Source organism: Dietzia sp. JS16-p6b, from assembly GCF_003052165.1.
Taxonomy (GTDB): Bacteria; Actinomycetota; Actinomycetes; order Mycobacteriales; family Mycobacteriaceae; genus Dietzia.
This window is the reverse complement of sequence record NZ_CP024869.1, coordinates 1,029,552-1,048,346: the sequence shown is the minus strand read 5'-3', so window position 1 is coordinate 1,048,346 and position 18,795 is coordinate 1,029,552. Positions and strand designations below refer to the sequence as shown.

Annotated in this window: 13 protein-coding genes; 3 read left to right on the top strand and 10 right to left on the bottom strand. The window is 72.7% G+C overall.

Translation table 11 applies throughout. The annotated features are described in order from the left end of the window. Positions 1-13: 13 nt before the first annotated feature. Positions 14-2,134, bottom strand: a complete 2,121-nt coding sequence (locus CT688_RS04745) for an ATP-dependent DNA helicase UvrD2 (RefSeq protein ID WP_107755964.1) — start codon at positions 2,132-2,134, stop codon at positions 14-16. 86 nt (positions 2,135-2,220) lie between these two features. Here CT688_RS04745 and CT688_RS04740 point away from each other — a divergent pair, with 86 nt between their 5' ends. Continuing rightward, entirely contained in the window at positions 2,221-2,514 is a 294-nt protein-coding gene (locus CT688_RS04740) for a mycoredoxin (protein ID WP_107755963.1), read from the top strand. Positions 2,515-2,527: 13 nt separating this feature from the next. Here CT688_RS04740 and nudC read toward each other — a convergent pair whose 3' ends face one another. From nudC to CT688_RS04700, 8 genes are all read right to left on the bottom strand, one after another. Continuing rightward, positions 2,528-3,445, bottom strand: coding sequence for an NAD(+) diphosphatase (gene nudC, locus CT688_RS04735; RefSeq protein ID WP_107755962.1), 918 nt, complete (start codon positions 3,443-3,445; stop codon positions 2,528-2,530). A 98-nt stretch (positions 3,446-3,543) separates the two neighbouring features. Then, positions 3,544-4,623 carry a TrkA family potassium uptake protein gene (locus CT688_RS04730; RefSeq protein WP_107755961.1) on the bottom strand — a complete coding sequence of 360 codons (1,080 nt, stop codon included), beginning with the start codon at positions 4,621-4,623 and terminating at the stop codon, positions 3,544-3,546. A gap of 62 nt (positions 4,624-4,685) precedes the next feature. Next, positions 4,686-8,012 (bottom strand): ATP-dependent DNA helicase, encoded by a 3,327-nt coding sequence (locus tag CT688_RS04725; protein ID WP_107755960.1) that lies wholly within the window; start codon positions 8,010-8,012, stop codon positions 4,686-4,688. Continuing rightward, on the bottom strand, positions 8,009-11,185 hold the full coding sequence (locus tag CT688_RS04720; RefSeq protein ID WP_231750498.1) for a UrvD/REP family ATP-dependent DNA helicase: 3,177 nt from the start codon (positions 11,183-11,185) through the stop codon (positions 8,009-8,011). The genes CT688_RS04725 and CT688_RS04720 overlap by 4 nt, the downstream gene beginning before the upstream one ends. A gap of 233 nt (positions 11,186-11,418) precedes the next feature. After that, positions 11,419-12,531, bottom strand: a complete 1,113-nt coding sequence (locus CT688_RS04715; protein ID WP_234414848.1) for an MFS transporter — start codon at positions 12,529-12,531, stop codon at positions 11,419-11,421. A 163-nt stretch (positions 12,532-12,694) separates the two neighbouring features. Next, on the bottom strand, positions 12,695-13,588 hold the full coding sequence (locus CT688_RS04710) for a TIGR02569 family protein (RefSeq protein ID WP_231750497.1): 894 nt from the start codon (positions 13,586-13,588) through the stop codon (positions 12,695-12,697). Between the two features lie 25 nt (positions 13,589-13,613). Further along, positions 13,614-14,840 (bottom strand): ThiF family adenylyltransferase, encoded by a 1,227-nt coding sequence (locus CT688_RS04705; protein ID WP_231750496.1) that lies wholly within the window; start codon positions 14,838-14,840, stop codon positions 13,614-13,616. Next, on the bottom strand, positions 14,837-15,880 hold the full coding sequence (locus tag CT688_RS04700) for a DUF3152 domain-containing protein (RefSeq protein WP_194305441.1): 1,044 nt from the start codon (positions 15,878-15,880) through the stop codon (positions 14,837-14,839). Before CT688_RS04700 ends, CT688_RS04705 begins: the two co-directional genes overlap by 4 nt. 168 nt (positions 15,881-16,048) lie before the next feature. On the opposite strand from CT688_RS04700, the gene CT688_RS04695 reads away from it, so the two are divergent. Continuing rightward, on the top strand, positions 16,049-16,738 hold the full coding sequence (locus CT688_RS04695; protein ID WP_107755956.1) for a TetR/AcrR family transcriptional regulator: 690 nt from the start codon (positions 16,049-16,051) through the stop codon (positions 16,736-16,738). On the opposite strand, the gene CT688_RS04690 is transcribed toward CT688_RS04695, so the two are convergent. Continuing rightward, positions 16,735-16,962, bottom strand: coding sequence for a DUF3107 domain-containing protein (locus tag CT688_RS04690; protein ID WP_107755955.1), 228 nt, complete (start codon positions 16,960-16,962; stop codon positions 16,735-16,737). The two genes, CT688_RS04695 and CT688_RS04690, sit on opposite strands and share 4 nt — an antisense overlap. A gap of 290 nt (positions 16,963-17,252) precedes the next feature. Here CT688_RS04690 and CT688_RS04685 point away from each other — a divergent pair, with 290 nt between their 5' ends. Next, positions 17,253-18,776 carry a DEAD/DEAH box helicase gene (locus CT688_RS04685; protein ID WP_107758004.1) on the top strand — a complete coding sequence of 508 codons (1,524 nt, stop codon included), beginning with the start codon at positions 17,253-17,255 and terminating at the stop codon, positions 18,774-18,776. The last annotated feature ends 19 nt before the right edge of the window (positions 18,777-18,795 follow it).

Sequence of the window (18,795 nt, the reverse complement as noted above, 5' to 3'; positions counted from 1 at the left end):
GGATCGTCCCGGTTCAGCCCTCCCGCACCAGACGCAGGACCTCGTCGCCGTACTCGCCGAGTTTGTGGGCCCCGATCCCGCCGATGCGCCCCAACGATCTGGTGTCCGCGGGGCGCTCGCGAGCGATCTGCACGAGCGTGTCGTTGGTGAACACCGTGTACGCCGGTTTGCCGATGCGTTCCGAGGTCTCCCTACGCCAGTCCCGTAGCCGCTCGAACAACCCGGTGTCGACCTCGACCGAGCAGTCCGGACACGATCCCAGCGCCCGGTGCATCGACCCGGTGAGCCGCTCCCCGCAACCACGACAGCGCCCCTTGTCCGCCGAGTCGGTCACCTGACGGGCGCCGGCGGGCGCCGGTGCCGGGCGCACCGGGTCGAGGAACCGACTGGGGCGGCGGGTGGCGCGGCCTCCGGCCCGACGGCTGCGACTCCACGAGACGGACAGGTGTTCCCGCGCCCGGGTGACACCCACGTACAACAACCGCCTCTCCTCCTCGATGGCGTCCGGCCCGGCCTTGACGGCGTGGCTGATGGGCAGACCGCCCTCGTGCACCCCGAGGAGGAAGACCGCATCCCACTCGAGTCCCTTGGCGGCGTGTAACGAGGCCAGGGTGACCCCGCGCTCGTCCGGTGCGTGCCGCGCGGCCGCGCGGGCCCGCAACCCGGCGACCACCGGCAGGAGCCCGGGGTGGTCCCCCGTGGTGGCGATCTCCTCCACCAGTCCCATCAGCGCGGTGAGGGACTCCCACTTCTCCCTGGCCTGGGCGCCCGACGGCTCGGCCGCCGTGAGACCCAACGGCTCCAGGGCCGCCCGGATCACGCGGACGACGTCGGAGGGATCGGTGAGCGCGGAGTACTCCCCGGCCGCCGACTCGTCCGAGCCGTCGACCAGTCTGTCGATCGCCGCCATCGCACGCCTGACCACCGTCCGGTCGAAGAATCCCTCGCCCCCCTTGAGCCGGTAGCCGATCCCCACCTCGTCCAGCGCGGCCTCGATGCGCTCCGACTGCGCGTTGACCCGGTAGAGCACCGCGATCTCCGCGGGGTCGAGTCCACCGTGGACCAGGTCGGCGATCGCCCCCGCCACGGCCTCGGCCTCCGCGTCCTCGTCCGCGTACTCGGTGAGCACGGGCTCGGGCCCTGGCGGTCGCATCCCCCGGAGAGTGAGCCCGGCCGCCCGGAAACGCCCCGAGCCGGACCCGATCACGGCGTTGGCGAGCTCGACGACCTGCGGCGTGGACCGGTAGTCCGACTCCAGCCGCACGACGGTCGCCTCCGGGTAGCGCTCTTCGAACCCGAGCAGGTAGTCCGGGTCCGCGCCGGCAAAGGAGTAGATGGTCTGGTTGACGTCACCCACCACGGTGAGGTCGTCGCGTCGGCCCAGCCAGGCCGATAGCAGGCGCTGCTGGGCGGGGGTGACGTCCTGGAACTCGTCCACCACGAAGCACCGGTAGCGGTCCCGGAACTCCTCGGCGATCGCCGGGACCTCCTCCACGAGGTCCGCCATGTGCCCCAGCAGGTCGTCGAAATCGAGCATGCGGACCGGGCCCGAGACCTTGAGGTCCTCGTAGGCGCGGAACACCCGCGCCACCTCCGGGGCGGGGGCCGGGAGGTCACGCCCGAGCGCGATCGCACGCTCGGCGTACGTGTCGGGGGTGAGCAGACTGGACTTGGCCCAGCCGATCTCGGTGAGGACGTCCCGGATCGTCTCCGTCGAGGGATCCAGCCCCACCCGGCGGACGGCCTGGGCGACCGCCCGGAACTGCCCGTCGAGCAGCTGCCAGGGCTCCTCTCCGTAGACCCGGGGCCAGAAGTAGGACAGATTGCGCAGCGCCGCCGAGTGGAAGGTCCTCGCCTGGACCGGGCCCGTCCCGGCCTCCGCGACGCCCAGTCCGGCGAGCCGCATGCGTAGTTCGCCCGCCGCACGGGCGGTGAAGGTGACGGCGAGGACCTGGTCCCCCCGCACGTGACCGGTGGTCACCAGGTGGGCGATGCGGCGGGTGATGGTGCGCGTCTTGCCGGTGCCCGCGCCGGCGAGGATGCAGACGGGGCCGCGGGGGGCCAGGACGGCCCGCCGCTGCTGGGGGTCCAGTCCGTCGAGGGCCGACTCCCTGTCACGTCGCACGTCTTCCACGCCCCCATGGTGGCATCCTGCCCCGACACCGGCGCCTCGGGCCTGCCCCGGGAAGATTCCACCGTCGTCGGACGTTGAACCCCGTCATGAGCGAACCGAGGAACGACAGCGATCTCACGGCCGGCGGCGCGGAGGCCCTGACCCTCTACACCACCTCCTGGTGCCCCTTCTGCACCCGACTCAAGAAGCTGCTGGACGAGAAGGCGATCGGGTACGTCGAGATCGACGTCGACGCCGACCCCGACGCCGCGGCGTTCGTGGAGAGCGTCAACGGGGGCAACCGCGTCGTCCCCACCGCCCTGTACTCGGACGGCACCACCGCCACCAACCCCCCGGCCTCTCAGGTCAGGGCCAAGCTCGCCGAGCTCGCGGGCGCCTGACCCGCCGGGCACCTCACCCGCCGTCCACCGCCGCCGCCCACGACCGGAGCATCACGTGGGCGATCGACACCGGCGGCGCCACCCTCAGCGTGCCCCGGCCGTCGAGCGCTGCGCGGACGTCGTCGACGTCGAACCAGGCGGCCTCGCTGATCTCCTCGTCCTCGAGGACGATCGGCGCGTCCGGGTCGCCGATGGCGTGGAATCCCACCATCAGCGAGCGCGGGAACGGCCAGGGTTGACTGCCGAGGTAGCGGACGCGGTCCACGGCCACGCCGACCTCTTCCTGCACCTCGCGAACCACGCATCCCTCCAGCGACTCCCCCGCCTCCACGAATCCCGCGACGTGGGAGTACATCCCCGTCGGCCAGACCGGCTGGCGGGCGAGGAGTACCCGACGGCCCCCGTCGTGGACCAGGCAGATCACGGCCGGGTCCGTGCGGGGGTACTCGGGCCCGCCGTGGAAGGGGTCCTCGATCGCCCAGCCCGCGTCCACTCGGCGCGGATGGTGCTGCGGTCCCCGGCCCCGCACGGTGTCCCGGTGCCACCCGAGCAGCGCGAGGGCCTGTGATGCCAGCGCCCCGTCTCCGTCCACGAGGTCCGCTCCGGACGACCGGAGGGTCGTCACCGACGGATCGTCGGGGAGCTCATCCTCCGGCATCGCCCAGAGGTGGCGACCCTCCTCCGTGAGCCCGAGGAACACCGCGGTCTCGGGCATCCGGTCCGCGTGGTCCATCGCGGGCTCCAGCCGGAGGCGTCGACGGCCACCCGCCACGGGATCGGTGGCGAACCGATCACGGCGGTCGATCCGCACCACCCGCGCGGTGGCCCACCCCCGCGCCAGACCGTCGGCGTCCTGGCGCAGGTGCGCGGCCCGGTCGGGGGCGGCGACGGACAGGACGGGGTCGGAGTCGAGGCTGAAGTCCAGCGGCATGGTCGGGTTCCTTCTCGCGGATCATGGGAGGCGGTCAGCGTATCCGGAGACCTTCCCGCCGGCCCGGGTCACCCGGGCCGACCGCCCCGGTGCCGGAATCAGCTTGCGACCATCCTGATGTAGAGCAGGCGGTCGCCGGTCTCCAGCGCATCGGCCTGCGGTTCGTTGACCTTGATCAACTGGCCCTTGCGGACGACCCCCAGGACGAGTTCGGCGAGGTGTCGCGGAGACCCGCCGACCTCGGACTCCTCGACCCGTCGTTCGGCGATGGAGAAACCCTCGTCCGGCGTCAGCAGGTCCTCCATCATCCCCACGACGGTCGGGGTGATGGTCGCCAGTCCGAGCAGCCGGCCAGCCGTCTCGGCGGAGACCACCACGGAGTCGGCACCGGACTGTTTCAGCAGATGCTTGTTGTCGGACTCGCGGACGGTGGCGACGATCTTCGCGTTGGGTGCGAGCTCTCTGGCGGTCAGCGTGACCAGCACCGCCGTGTCATCGGAGTTGGTCGCCACCACCACGGACGCGGCGCGCGTCACGCCCGCGAGCTTGAGGACGTCCGACCGGGTGGCCGAGCCCTGGACCGTGACCAGACCGCGCGCGGCCGCCGACTTGAGCGCCTGGGGGTCGGTGTCGACGACGACGATGTCGTCGGGAGCGGTGTCGTCGGCGAGCATCGCCGCGACGGCGGACCTGCCCTTGGTTCCGTAGCCGACGACGACGGTGTGGTTACGCACGAGGTTCCTCCAGCGCTGGATCCTGAGGGCCTGACGGGACTGCTCGGTGAGCACCGACAGGGTGGTACCGACGAGCAGGATCAGGAAGAGCACGCGCAGCGGCGTGATCAGGATGGCGTTGAGCAGCCGCGCCTGCTGGGTGATCGGGGAAATGTCTCCGTAGCCCGTTGTCGAGAGGGAGACCGTGGCGTAGTAGAAGGCGTCGACGACCGTGATCCTGCCGTCGGCGCCTCCGCCGCCCTCGTACCCCTCCTGATCGAAGTACACCACGAGTGCCGCCAACGTCAGCGTGAGCACGGCCATCAGCACGCGCTTGCCGATCAGTCGCCACGGGCTCTCGGCATTGGCGGGGATGCTCACCACGCCCACGAGGATGTGGTCGGGGCTCTCGTCCAGTGGGTCGCTGCTGCGGGAACGGGACGCGAGTGGGCGCTTCCTCACCATCAGCAGCTCCGTTCCGGGACGAGACCACCGTCGTTCATCGGGGTCACCCGGACCATCGTGGCCTATCGGCCCCTGTCGGACAACAACCGCCCTCTCCCGGGGCCGGTGGACAGCAGTTGCCGCAGTTCCTCCGCATCGGGCAGAGCGTCCGGTTCAACGGTCCTCCCGACGCGGACGTAGTGGAAGGCGGCCCGGACCCTGTCGAGCTCGACCGGTCGACCGAGCCTGGCCGAGACGATCCTGGCCCAGGCGTAACGGTAGACCGCCAACTGGAGCGAGACGGCCGGCATCTCTCCCGGACCCGGCACCCGCCCGGTTTTCCAGTCCACGACGATCCACTCGTCCCCGTCCGCGAACACCGCGTCCATCCGGCCGCGCAGCAGGTGACCCCCGAGGCCCACCTCGAAGGGCACCTCCACTGCCTCGGGGGTCAGCCGTGACCACCTCGACGCCTCGAACGCCCTCTTCAGCGCCGCGAGGTCCGCCTCCGACACGCCGTCGACCGCCCCGTGGTCCCCTGCTCCGGGGAGGTCGTCGATGTCGAGCAGGTGGGTGGCTCCGAATCGGTGCTCCACCCACTGGTGGAACCGCGTTCCCCGGCGGGCGAAACGGTCGGGCCGGAACGGCACCGGTCGGCGCAGCCGGTCGGCGTACGCATCCGGATCGGTCGCCATGGCCACGACCTCCCCCGCCGTCAACCGGCGCGGTAGGACCACTCTGTCGCGCTGGTCGGCGGCCCGGCGCGCATCCGCGAGCAGCGGCGCCGCAGTGAGGTGCCAGAGCCGGGCGGGTCCGTGGTCGGGAGCCGGGTCGACCTCGGGATCCACGGGACGGGCCTGCGACACCGCGTCCGCCGCCGTCCTGCGATCGTTCACCGACGCACGTGGCCAGGTGGCCTCGACCACCGTCGCGGTGGCCGGGTTGGTGGCCGACGGCGTGACGACGAGGGGGTCCACCATCCCGAGGGATTCGGGTCCCCGGCAGAACTCGAGGACCTCGTCGAGGAACTCCGACGGGCCACGGGGTGTGGAGCCACTGCCGTGCCAGTGGGAGGCCGAGAGCAGGAGGGAGTGTTCCGCCCGGGTGACGGCCACGTAGAACAGGCGTCGGTCCTCGTCGAGCGACCGCTTCTTGACGCGGTCGATGTGGGCCTTGAGCGTGGCCTCCAGTCGTTTGCGGTCCCCGATTCCGTCGAACCGGGGCACCGGCACGCCTCCGGGGTTGTCCTCGCCCTCGCGGTCCCCGCGGAGGTACTCGGGCAGGTGGGTGGCCGCTCGAACCGAGGTCTGGGGCGCGCGGTCGGAGGGGAATATCCCGACGGACAGGTGGGGCACGGCGACGATCTCCCATTCCAACCCCTTGGCCGAGTGCACGGTGAGGATCTGTACCCGTCCCGGAACGGAGGCGACCTCGCCCCGTGCGAGCCCGCCGTCCACCGTGCGTGCCAGATCGAGGTGTGCCAGGAAGGCGTCCAGACCCTGACCGCGGTCGGCCCCGAATCCCGCGGCCACCTCCTGCAGCTCATCGAGCTGCTCTCGTGCCTCTCCCCCGCCGGTGCGCTCCCGGAGGCGCACCTCGGCGTCCAGACCCAGCGCCTGTTCCGCGGCGGCGACGAGTCTGGCAGGGGGAGCGGATGACCGCGCTCGAAGCCCGGCGATGATCCGCGAGAGCCCGGTGATGCGGGCCAGGCCGTCTGGGCTGTAGTCGCCCTCGGGGCCCGGGTCGGCCAGCGCGTCCGCGAGTCCCGCGGCATCGGTCTCCTCGCCGCGGGCGATGGCGTCCAGTGCGTCCTCGAGTTCGCGGACGGAGGACAGTGCTCCTCCGGCCTCGGCCGGGCGCCGGAGTGAGAGCGCGGACGCCCGTCTGGCCAGCGCGGCCAGATCGGCGGCCCCCAGGGCGAACCTGGGCCCTGTGAGCAGCCGCATCAGGGGCGCACCGGCGCCGGGACGGGCGACCACCGTGAGCAGTGAGACCACGTCCGCGATCTCGGGGACGTCCAGCAGTCCCCCCAGCCCGACGACCTCCACCGGCAGTCCACGGTTCTCCAGCGCCTCGGCGATGGGCCCGGAGTCGCCGTTGCGTCGGACGAGCACGGCGGCGGTGGGGACACGACCGGCCGCCTCCGCCGCGCGGTACCGGCGGGACACCTCGTCGGCCAGCCACTCCCGCTCGGCGTCCGCGGTGTCCAGCACCGCCACCTGCAGGTCGGCGGGTTCGGCGCCGGGACGCGCTCGCAGCTGCGGGACCGGCACGGTGCCAGGGCGGTCCCGCAGCGGCTGGGTGATCCGGTTGGCCAGGGAGAGCACCTCCGGGGGGTTCCGCCACGAGGTGGTCAGCTCGAGCAGGTGGGACCGCTGACCTGCGGGCCGGGGGAAGTCGTCGCGGAAGCGGTCGAGGTTGGAAGCCGATGCCCCTCTCCACCCGTAGATGGACTGCATCGGGTCCCCCACCGCGGTGACCGCGGGCACCGGACCGGCGCCGCCGCCGAACAACGAGCTCAGCAGGACCCGCTGGGAGTGGCCGGTGTCCTGGTACTCATCGAGGAGCACCACCCGGAACGCCCGACGCTCGGCCTCACCGACCTGCGGGTGGTCGCGGGCCACCGTGGCGGCGAGCGCCATCTGCGAGGCGTGGTCCATGGCGGACTCCGCCCGCATCCGAGCGGCGACCGCGTCGACAAGATCCGCCAGTTCTTCACGGTGCCCCTGGACGGTGGCGGCCTCGTCGAGCCACTTGGTGGGGGTCTCGCGCTGGCCGGGCCCGCCGGGCAGTGTGGCGACCAGCGTCGTGATCAGATCGGGGTGGGTCCGCAGGTCGTCGGTCGTGACGAGGTGCTCGGACAGTTGCCCCGCCAGTGCCAGGACGTCGCGGGTGACCTGGGCAGCGGAGGACCGCGTCGCCAGCGGGGACTCCCAGCGTGAGACCACGTCGTGGGCGAGGTGGAACGCCGCGGTCGGTGTGAGCAGCCGCGAATCCGGTTCGACCGGCACCAGCAGGCCGTAGGACCCGAGAAGAGTGCCCGCGAACGCGTGATAGGTCGAGATCTGGGGATCCTCGGTGCGGATCGACTCCGCGATCCTGGGGTCCGCCCCCGGGCCCGCGCAGAGCGCGCTTCCCGCCAGTGCCTCGAGCCGCCGCCGGATCCTCCTGGACAACTGCTGGGCCGCCTTGCGGGTGAAGGTGAGCCCCAGGATCTCCGACGGGCGCGCATGACCGTTGGCGACCAGCCACACCACGCGCGCCGCCATGGTCTCGGTCTTGCCCGCCCCAGCGCCCGCCAGCACGAGGGTGGGTTCGGCGGGGCCGGCGATCACGGCCGCCTGCTCCGGGGTGGGCCGGTGGACGCCGAGTGCGTCGGCGATGTCGTCGGGTCCCATCGAGGAGGTCACTCGATCACCTGCCGGCCCTCCGGTTGCGCGGGGCAGCTGGACCGGACTCCACAGTGGTCACACCACGGACCCACGCGGGCCGTGTAGGACGGCCCCACCGTCGCACGACCGGCGTCGACCACGCGGTCGGTCAACGCCTCTGCGGCCTCGCGGCCGAGCGGGTCCTGGACCCGTTCCGTGGGCAGGCGGCCCTCCCGGCCCCCGAGGTACAGGAGGAGCCCGCCTCCCGGCTCGCGACCCGCGACGGAGGCGACGGCGCCGCCGGCCACCGCCAGTTGGTACAGCGCGAGCTGGGGGTGCGCCGCCGCCACTGCCTTCGAGACGGCTCCCGGGGAGGTCTTGATGTCCACGGCGACCACCTCACCGGCGCGGGTGGTCTCGAGTCTGTCGATACGCCCCCGTATCCGGACCCCGCCCCGGACGTCCAGGTCGAAGGCCTCCTCCACTGCCGCGGTCGTGAACTCGTCACGGGTGCCCCGTCGCCACTGCCGGAACGACTCCGCCATCCCGACCATCGACTCCGCGCCCCGCTCGGCGAACCACCCGCGGGCTCGCGTGAGCGACTCGGCCCGCCGGGACACGGCCGCCCGCAGCGCGTCCTCCCCGATCCCCCCCTCGACCGCCTGCGTGAGCGCGTGCACGACCGAACCGCGGATTAGGGCGGCCTCGGACCCCGGATCGGACGACTCACCCCTGACCCTCTGCAGGAACCAGCGGAGTGGACACTCCTCGAGAGCACCGAATCCAGACGGGGAGAGCACGGCCGACGGCTGCCCCGGGCCCACCGGGAAGGCCGGGGCGGCGGTGGACGGTCCGCGCGAGCCGTACCAGGTGCCGGGGTCCGCCTCGGCGACCCCCGCGTCGCGCATCCCGGCCAGGAGTCCCGCGGCGTGGGCGGCGTCCGCCGGGTCGGTGGACGGATCGAGCAGTGCGGCCCGGAGGTCGACGGCGAGGTGCTGGACGGTGAACACCGTCGGGGCGTGACCGCTCGCGGCCGCCGCGGCGCCACCCGGGCCATGAGACCCGGTCCCACCCGGGTCCGCCCGGGTCGTGGCGAGGTCCGAGATCTCGTCGACGAACCGTGACGGGGCGGCGTCACCCTGCTCGGGGGATTCGACGGCGGTGACGAGCAGGTGGCTCCGCGCACGCGAGCAGGCCACGTAGAACAGGCGTCTCTCCTCGGCCGACCGTGCCGACGCCGACGACGCGGCCCGTTCGGCCTCGGACGGCAGGGGCCCGTCGCCCGCCACCTCCGTGAGGTCGACGAGTTCGTCGACCCCGAGCAGCCCCGACCGACGACGGGGCGCGGGCCACACCCCGTCCTGGACCCCGCACACCGCCACCGATCTCCACTGCCTCCCCACCGCGGCGTGGGCGGACAACAGGGTCACGGCCCCACCACGTGCGCGGGTGTCCGCCCGCCGGGGGGCGGGGAGGTCCTCCCTCGACACCACATCGCAGAAGAGGGCGACGGAGCCCCCTGGGACGCGGTCGACGTAGTCCGCCGCGTGATCGAACAGGGAGACCACCGCGTCGAGAGACCGGTCTGCGGAGCGGGACCACGCATCCGCGGCTACGGCCTGCCGGACGAGCCGCCGCTCCATCCGCGAGGCGGACCACGCCTCCCAGAGCACCTCCTCGACCGTGCCCCCTGCCCGTAGCGACTCCACCACGGCGGTCCGGGCGTGACGGATGCGGGTGACCGGCGCGAGTTCGACCGCGGTGAGCCCGGACGGCGCCGGGTCGCCCTCGGCCAGGACGAGTGCGCGGAGAGTCTCCGCGCTCGGAGCGGAACCGCCGATCCCGGAGCGGCGTATGCCGCGCCGCAGCCGGCGCATCGCCACGGCGTCGGCGCGCCCGATGGGTCCGGACAGCAGCGCGAGGGTCTGCTCGGCATCCGTCCCGTCGGCCCCCCGCAGCGCTGACCTCACCAGCAGGAGGAGCGCCGCCACCACGGGATCGTGCGCCGGGGGCAGCTCGGCGCCCGCGTCGACCACGGGGACGCCGGCCGCGTCGAGTGCCGGGAGCAGGGTGTCGACGACCCGGGGAAGCGATCTGCTGACGACCGCCATCTCCCCGTAGTCGACGCCGTCCAGCACGTGTCGCCTGCGCAGGAAGTCCGCGACGACGGCGGCCTCCGCAGCGGCCGACCGGGCGACGGTGACCGTCACCGATCCCCCCGGCGCCACCGGTTCGACCACAGCCGGCGCACCTACCGCACCCGGGCCCGGTCCGACCGGCCTCTCACGCGGTCGGTGGCGGGCGGCGCCGGGCAGCCGGGAGCCGATCCGTCCCGCCACCGCCGCGACCGCGGGGTCCATCCGGTGCCCCGCGTGGAGATCCACCTCACGGCCGCCCTGGTCCGCGACAGCGCGGGCGAGACCGCCGTCCGCCCCCCGGAAACGGAACACCGACTGGTCCCCGTCCTCCACCACCACCATGACGTCCGCGCCCCCACCGACGGCGGCCACGAACTCGGCGGCGAGCGGGTCGAGGTGGTGCGCGTCGTCCACCACCACCAGCCGACGGGACCGGAATATCTCCCTGAGCTGCGGGTCCGCTGTCAACGCGTCCAGCGCCGCCCCCACGAGTTCGGCGGCGTTGAGCGCCTCGGGCACGTCCGACTCCCCACCCCGTAGGCCCGAGCGCAGGGCCATCTGCTCCTCGTGCCTGCGGAAGAACCCGGCGGCGGCCACCCACGCGGGCCTGTCCGCCGACCGTCCCAGGCGGGCGAGTTCCCGGGGGCCGATCCCCCGCTCGAGAGCGCGCAGCAGCAGGTCACGGATCTCCCGCGCGAACCCCACGGCCGACAGCGCGGGACGGAGCTGTTCGGGCCAGTGCGGGGCGCCATCCGCCACCTCTCCGAGCAACGTCTCGCGGATCAACGCGTCGTGCTCCGCGCCCGTCCGGAGCCGCGGGGTCGGGGCGTCGACCCGAGCGGCGGCCAGCCGGACCACGGCATGGGCGAGGGAGTGGACGGTGCGGACGGGGGCGTCCGTTCCCACGACGACCTCCGACGGGAGTCCGCGGGTGATCTCCTCCAGCACGGCGGCCCCGGCGGTGGCGGAGCCCGTGAGGACCAGGACACCGTCCATACCCACCCCGCCCGTCACCGCGGCGCGCACCACGTCCACCAGGAGTGAGGTCTTCCCGCTCCCGGGCCCGCCACGCACGACCCACCGGTCCTGACCATCCGCCGGGCCGGCACCCCAGTCCCGTCCGATCAGCCCGCCGAGGGCGGTCGGCCACTCCCTGGCTGGCGGGGCCTGCCCCGCGCGGGCCGGATGCGGTGCTACGGCGGGCGGTACTGCGACGGTCGGTACTGCGGGCTCTGTCACGGCTCGATGAGACCACACTCCTCCGACAGGCCCGCGGCCACCGGATCGGTGGCCCCGGACCGCCGGCGTCAGCGCAGCGTGTCCTCGAGCATCCGGGGTCGACACGCGATCCGGCCGACCACGCACATCACCGCGAGCACCACCGTGAGGAACGCCAGTCCCCCGCCGAGACCCGGACCGGACAGCAGGAGGCCGAAGACGACGGGGCCGAGGCTCGCCGCCGTGTACCCGACCCCCTGCGAGAACCCGGAGAGGGCGGCGGAACCGGCCTGCGTCCGCGTGCGGAGGTTGATGAGTGTCAGGCAGAGCGGGAACGTACTGGGCCCCACCCCGAGCAGGCAGATCCACAGCCACGGGGCGGCGCCGGGCGCCCAGAGCAGTCCGGCGAAACCGGCCAGGTAGCAGACCACGGAGACGAGGACGACCGGGTAGGGATCGGCGAAGCGCCCCGCCGCCCAGGGCACGACCAGGGCGGCGATCAGGCCGATGGCCGAGTAGACCGCCAGAGCGAGTCCTCCCTCGGCCCGGGTCATCCCGATCGACTCGGCCACGGCCGGGAGCCACGTGAAGAAGGCGTAGGTGCACAGTGAGTTGGTTCCGAAGAACAACGCGAGGGCCACCCCCACGGGCGAGCGCCAGGGCCGGACCCGCCGTGCCGGGCCCGACCCGCCGACGACCGTGGTGGCCCGTGAGGGTCTGGCCGGCGCGGACCCGGCTGAGGTGGATCCGGCGGTGGCGGATCGGTCGGGGCCCGACCTACCCCGCAGGATCTCGATGATCCAGGGCACCGCCGCGACGATCGCGAGAACCGCCCACCAGCCTATGGACACCCGCCACCCGGCGAGCTCGTCGACGGGAACGGCGACCAGGGCGGGCACCACCGTTCCCAGTTGGAGGCCGGTGATGTACGCCATGCTCACGGCCGCCACGTGCCGGGGAAAGTACTTCTTGACCAGCGGCGGAGCCACCACGTTGCCGATACCCATCCCGGCGAGCGCGACGAGGGATCCCGCTCCCATCACCCATGGGTCGTGGGCGAAGGCCCGAAGGATCTGGCCGGCCGCGGCCGCCGTCATCGCCAGGACGGTCAGCACCTCCAGACCCGTCCGCCGGAGCACGACGGGGGTGAGGACACCCCAGAGGGCGAACATGGCCGTGGGCACCATCCCGAGCAGTCCCATGCCCCCGGCACCGAGACCGATCTCGGCGTCGATGACCCCAACAGCGGGCTCAGGGACGTGACGGCGGTACGGAGATTGAGCGAGACCAGGACGACGCCGAGCAGGGCCACCACGGGAAAGGCGAGCGTGCCGGTGGGGGTGGCTGCTCGCGGGGAGCGACGGTTCATGCGTCCGGGTCGCCGATGTACTCCTCGACGGTCCGGGCCATGGCCTGCAGTCCGTCCATCGCGGCGGGGCGGGATCCCGGGTGTAGCGCGTGCACCGCCAGCCTGAAGACCGCCGCCCGAAGCACCATCTGCGGCCAGTCGTCGAGGTGGCGCCATCGCGGGAGCACCCCGGCGTCGACGGTCCCCCAGGAGAGGTGGTCGATCGCGACGACCGCCGCCGACCACGAGGCCGGGCGGGCGTACGGCACGACGTCCGTCAGGGCGGGCTCCTCCGACGAGTCGAACAGCAGTCCCCGTGCGAGGTCACCGTGCACCACCCCGGAGTCGGACGCCGGGTCGACCGGCCGGCGGAGTCGGATCAGCCCGGTCGCGCCGAGCAGCGCGGCCGCACGGTGGGTGGCGAAGGGAGTTCCCCTGTCCTCCATGCCGGGGCCGAGATCGCGCTCCGGGTCGCCGTCCCACGCCGCCGCCTCGGCGATGGCGAACAGGTCGGACTCCGTCCACGGCCGGGTGGCCGGACGAGGAGACGGCCGTGGCCGATCGACTCCGCTGAGCGCCGCGTTGATCCGCGCCGACCAGGCGATGGACTCGTCTGCTCTGGCCTCGGGGCGTCCCGTGACCGCCCGGTCGGCCCGCCAGCCGCTCACCACGTGCCTGCCGTCCGTCGACCGCACCGGCTGAGCCACGCGCAGCCCGGTGACGTCGAGTTCCTCCCGCACGCGCGCCGACCAGTTGGCCAGGGCCGTGTCGGCGACCGGCCGCAAGACCACAGGGAGTCCCGACGCGGTGACGAGCCACCCCGTCCCGGACCCGGCCACCACGGGGACGGCAGGGCCGGCCACCACGCCGAAGGCGCCGCGGACGTGGTCGGGGACGGTCACGTCGTTCACGTCGTTCACCGTACTCACCCCCGGTTCAGTACCCGGGCAGGGACGGGTCGACATCGCGGGTCCAGGCCTCGATCCCGCCCTCCAGCGACCGCACGCCCGCGAAACCCGCCCCGGTCAACGTCGCCGCCGCGCGGGCGGAGCGCACACCCGACTTGCAGTACACGACGAGCGGCCCCCGGGCCGCGGCCCGCCCGAGGGCCCCGGTCGGGTCCGAGGCCACCTCGGCGACCGTGTCCAGCGGTACCCACACCGAGGGATCGATCGCCGCGATCGATCGCTCCCCCGCACCACGGACGTCGACCAGGACGGGTGCGACAGCCCCGGATGACCCCGCCCCCGCCAGTTCGGCGGCCAGGGCGGTCGCCGACACGGTGGGCACGACCTGCGCGTCCGGCGACCTGACCTCACAGCTCTCGACTCCCCCGTCCGGCAGACACGTCACCGGGGTGCGGGACGGGTCCGGTCGGATCGTCACGGTCCGGTGTGTGGTCTCGAGCAGGTCCATCAACACGAGTCGGCCGAGCAGCGGCCTGCCGGACCCTGTGATCAGCTTGACCGCCTCCATCGCCATCATCGATCCCACCGTGCCGCACAGCGCACCCACAACCCCGGCCTCGGCGCAGCTCGGGACCGAGCCGGGCGGCGGCGGGGCCGGGTAGAGGTCCCGGAGGGTGACGGGGTCCGCGGGCGTGGGCGGACGGGACCAGAAGACGGCGAGTTGGGCCCGGAAGCGGTCGATCGTCCCCCAGACGACCGGGATCCCGGCGATCTCGCAGGCATCCGAGACGAGGTAGCGCGTCGAGAAGTTGTCGCTGCCGTCGACCACCAGATGGTGGCCCTCGAGCAGAGCATCGATGTTCAGCGCGTCGAGTCGGGCGTGGACGGCCTCCACCCTCACTCCGGGCGCCAGCTCGGCCAGTCTCTCCCGGGCGGACTCGACCTTGGGTCGGCCGATCGCCGGCACGGAGTGGATCACCTGCCGGTGCAGGTTGCCCTGGTCGATCTCGTCGTCGTCGATCACGGTGATGCGCCCGACGCCCGCCGCGGCGAGGTACATCAGGACCGGCGCGCCGAGGCCTCCCGCCCCCACCACGAACACCGACGCGGCACGCAGACGACGCTGCCCCTCGTCACCGACGGCCTCCAACAGAAGATGCCGGGAATAGCGGGCGCGCTCCTCCGCCGTCAGAGAGGGCACCGGGGGCACGAGGGGCGGGAGCGCTCCGGTGCCGTCACCGGCCACGGGGGTCACCGGTTCACCGGCGGGCCGTCGGGGTACGGCCACGCGTTGTAGAGGCAGGTGTCGTCGTTGTCCGGGACCACGCCCTCGTTGTCGAGGACGAAGATCTCGTGGTTGGCGACCCCGAGGGTCTGTTGCATCATGATCGGCGCGAGCGCCCCGTCCGCGGGGCACGGTTCGTGGTCCGGGTAGCCGATGGCGTGGCCGACCTCGTGGTTGACGAGGTACTGCCGGTAGGAACCGATGTCGCCCTGGAAGGACCGCGCGCCGCGGATCCACCGGGCGAGATTGAGGTAGACCCTGTCGGTGGACGGGTTGTAGCAGCTGGTCTCGAGCTCGATCTCGTAACCGCAGTTCTCACGGACGGTGCGGGGACTGGCCAGGCTCACCCGGAACGCGGGCTCGTCACCGGACGTGCGCTGGAACGCCACCGCCCCGTCCGCCGTCCAGCTCTTGGGGTTGGCCAACGTCGCGTCCACCATCCGGGCCACCGAGTCGTCGCCTCCGAAATCCGTCGTGTCGATGCCCTCCTCGACCTCGACGGTGTAGGTGAACTGCTCGGCCTCGGGACGCCCCACGCGGTCCGTGCCCCCGGGCACCACCCGGAACACGCCCTCGCCGGCCTCCTCGAACGGCCCCCCGTCCGGCAGCTCCCCGCTCGGGGGCACCTGTCCCCGCGGCGGCTCCCCCATCAGCGCGGGAGTCTCCGCCGTCTCCCCCACGCCGTCGCCGTCGTCCGGACCGGCACCCGTCACGGAGTCGGCGATCACGAGCGCGGTGAGCACCACCAGAACCGGGATCGCGTACGCGCGCCACCCCCACGTGGTGAAGAACCGGCCGACAGGGCTCTGTTTGCGCAGATGGTCTCTGGCGCCGGGGACCGAACGGCGACGCCCGGGGGTTCTCTCCGCCTCGGGATCCCAGGGAGCGCGCAGCGGCTCACCGTGCGGAGGGTAGTACGGAGTACTGTGCCCGCGCTGGCCCGGAACGCCACCCCGAGCGGTGGGCTCGGCGTCGACATCGTTCGACATCCGGCGACGGCCGTCGCTCATCCGCGCCTCCACGTCCGCTCCGGTCAGGCCCGCGTCGGGCCCGAGTGATGGTCTCCACGATTCCACATCCCGAGGTGGTCGCCTTCTCCGGCACTCCGCGGGTACGGGTATTGTGCGTCAGGCCCGGTCGACCGTCGACCCGACGTCCGGGAGGACAGGAGCCAGACGATGACAAGCCCGGGCGGACCGTTTCCGACGGCTCCGGGGCGCGCCAGGGCCACCCGGCTGCCCCGCGGCGCCCGACGCCGGCAGCTCCTCGACGCCGCGGGGGCCGTCTTCGTCGACCAGGGCTTCCACTCCTCGGGGATGGACGACATCGCCGTCCTCGCCGGCGTCTCCAAGCCTGTGCTCTACCAGCACTTCGACTCCAAGCGGGACCTGTACATCGAGGTCCTGCGTCACCACGTGGACGAGCTGCTCGGCCGCATCCGGGCGGCGCTCGACTCGACCTCCGACAACCGGCGCCGTGTCGAGGCCGCCGTGGACACGTTCTTCGCGTACGCCGATTCCGATACCAAGGGTTTCCGCCTGGTGTTCGCCTCCGAGTCCGGCGACGAGGACGTCCGGCGCGAACTCGACCGCGCCACCGACGGCTGCATCGACGCCGTACACGACCTGGTTCGGGGCGATTCCGGGCTCGACGCGCACCGGTCGCGACTGCTCGCGGTGGGCCTGGTGGGGGCGAGTCGGGTGAGTGCCGGGCACTGGCTCGACGCGGGCCGACCGATCTCCCGCGCCGACGCCGTCTCCACGACGGTCACCCTGTGCTGGGGTGGACTGTCGAAGATCCCCCGCCAGGGCGGGGATCGTTCCGCCAACGACGCCCACCCGCAGGATTCCCGCGCCCACGACTCCTAGGAGAGGAATCCCACCGGGCGGCGCGCCGATTCGCCGATCTCGACGTAGGCGACCCTGTCGGTCGACACGAGATAGCGACGGCCCTTCTCGTCGTCCAGCTCCAGGACCGCCTTGCTCTCCGCGGTGAGAGCGGCCTCGACGCGGGCGTGCACGTCCTCCGGCTTCATGCCGGTCTTGAACACGAGCTCGCGATTGCTGTCGGCGATGCCGATCTTGACCTCCACGGTTACTGCCCTTCTCATCGTCGGCGCCTGTCACGCCATCGTCGGTGTTGCGTGGGACCCAGGCTAGCCCGGACCCTGTGCACCGGGGCGCCACGGGATAGGGTGGGTGCACGTGGATCACACCCGCGCCCGGCCCGTAGTCCGGGCCCCGCACCGAGGATCCACGTGGAAATGTGTGCGCGCCCCGCTCGCCGAGGCCCTCTCTACGACACGGCCCGACCATCCGCGCGCGAGACGAGAAAGGCACCGCCCTGTCCACCACCGATGTGACCACCAGCGAAATCGACGGCATGGCCACGACGACGGCCGTCGTCGACGCCCCGTCCTCCGATTCTTCCCCCAGCTTCGCCGAACTCGGGGTCCGTCCCGAGATCGTCACCGCGCTCGGTGAGCGAGGCATCACCCACACCTTCGCCATCCAGGAACTGACCCTGCCGCTGGCTCTCGCCGGTTCCGACCTGATCGGCCAGGCCCGCACGGGGATGGGCAAGACCTACGGGTTCGGCGTACCGCTCCTGCACCGCATCTCCACGGGCGAGGTGACCCGGGAACTCGACGGCACGCCACGAGCCCTGGTCATCGTGCCCACCCGCGAGTTGTGCGTCCAGGTCACCCAGGACCTCAAGATCGCCGCCACCGGGCTCACCGCCCCGGGCCGGTCGGGGACCCGCCCGCTCAAGGTGCTGTCCATCTACGGTGGCACCCCCTATGAGCAGCAGACCGACGCTCTCGAGAAGGGCGTCGACGTGGTGGTGGGGACCCCCGGGCGACTGCTCGACCTCGCCAACCAGTCGAAGCTGGTGCTCGGCAAGGTCGAGGTGCTCGTCCTCGACGAAGCCGACGAGATGCTCGACCTGGGCTTCCTGCCGGACATCGAGAAACTGCTCCGGATGGTGCCCGACCAGCGTCAGACCATGCTCTTCTCGGCCACCATGCCGGGACCGATCATCACCCTGGCCCGCACGTTCCTCACCAAGCCCACGCACATCCGGGCGGAGGCGGCCGACTCCGGCGCCACGCACGAGAACACCACCCAGTTCGTCTATCGCGCGCACTCCATGGACAAGCCCGAGGTGGTCTCGCGAATCCTGCAGGCCGAGGGACGCGGCGCCACGATGATCTTCTGTCGCACCAAGCGCACGGCACAGAAGGTGGCCGACGACCTGGCCGAGCGGGGATTCCGGGTGGGGGCGATCCACGGAGACCTGGGCCAGGGCGCGCGCGAGAAGTCGCTGACGGCCTTCAGGTCCGGGGACGTCGACGTCCTCGTGGCGACCGACGTGGCGGCGCGCGGCATCGACGTCGACGACGTCACCCACGTCATCAACTACCAGTGCCCCGAGGACGAGAAGACCTACGTCCACCGGATCGGTCGTACCGGACGAGCCGGACGGAAGGGGGTCGCGGTCACGCTCGTCGACTGGGACGACCTCCCGCGCTGGGGCCTCATCGACAAGGCGCTCGGCCTCGGCCACGGCGAGCCCGCCGAGACCTATTCGACGTCTCCTCACCTCCGGACCGACCTCGGTATCCCGGAGGGCGCGGGGGGCCGGATCGGGGCCGCGACCGGGACCGGTTCCGGTCGTCGTCAGTCCGATCGCGACGCCCGGGGATCCGGGCGCGGATCCGGCACTCCCCGTCGGCGCACGCGATCCGGGCAGTCCGGGTCCTCCGGGTCCGGCGATGCGGTCGCGACCTCCGACTCCGGCCCGGCCGGTGGCGACGCCGCGACCGGCGGTGACGGCACCCCGAGGCGACGTCGGCGTCGTCGGCGGAATCCCTCGTCGTCGTCCGACTCCACCGGCCGGGACTAGAACCGACCCCCACCCCTGG

Bases quoted from the DNA above. Each gene is read 5' to 3' on its own strand.
- CT688_RS04685 (WP_107758004.1), top strand. From the start codon at position 17,253: ATGGCCACGACGACGGCCGTCGTCGACGCCCCGTCCTCCGATTCTTCC.
- CT688_RS04730 (WP_107755961.1), bottom strand. From the start codon at position 4,623: ATGGTGAGGAAGCGCCCACTCGCGTCCCGTTCCCGCAGCAGCGACCCA.
- CT688_RS04740 (WP_107755963.1), top strand. From the start codon at position 2,221: ATGAGCGAACCGAGGAACGACAGCGATCTCACGGCCGGCGGCGCGGAG.
- CT688_RS04700 (WP_194305441.1), bottom strand. From the start codon at position 15,880: ATGAGCGACGGCCGTCGCCGGATGTCGAACGATGTCGACGCCGAGCCC.
- nudC (WP_107755962.1), bottom strand. From the start codon at position 3,445: ATGCCGCTGGACTTCAGCCTCGACTCCGACCCCGTCCTGTCCGTCGCC.
- CT688_RS04695 (WP_107755956.1), top strand. From the start codon at position 16,049: ATGACAAGCCCGGGCGGACCGTTTCCGACGGCTCCGGGGCGCGCCAGG.
- CT688_RS04715 (WP_234414848.1), bottom strand. From the start codon at position 12,531: ATGGGACTGCTCGGGATGGTGCCCACGGCCATGTTCGCCCTCTGGGGT.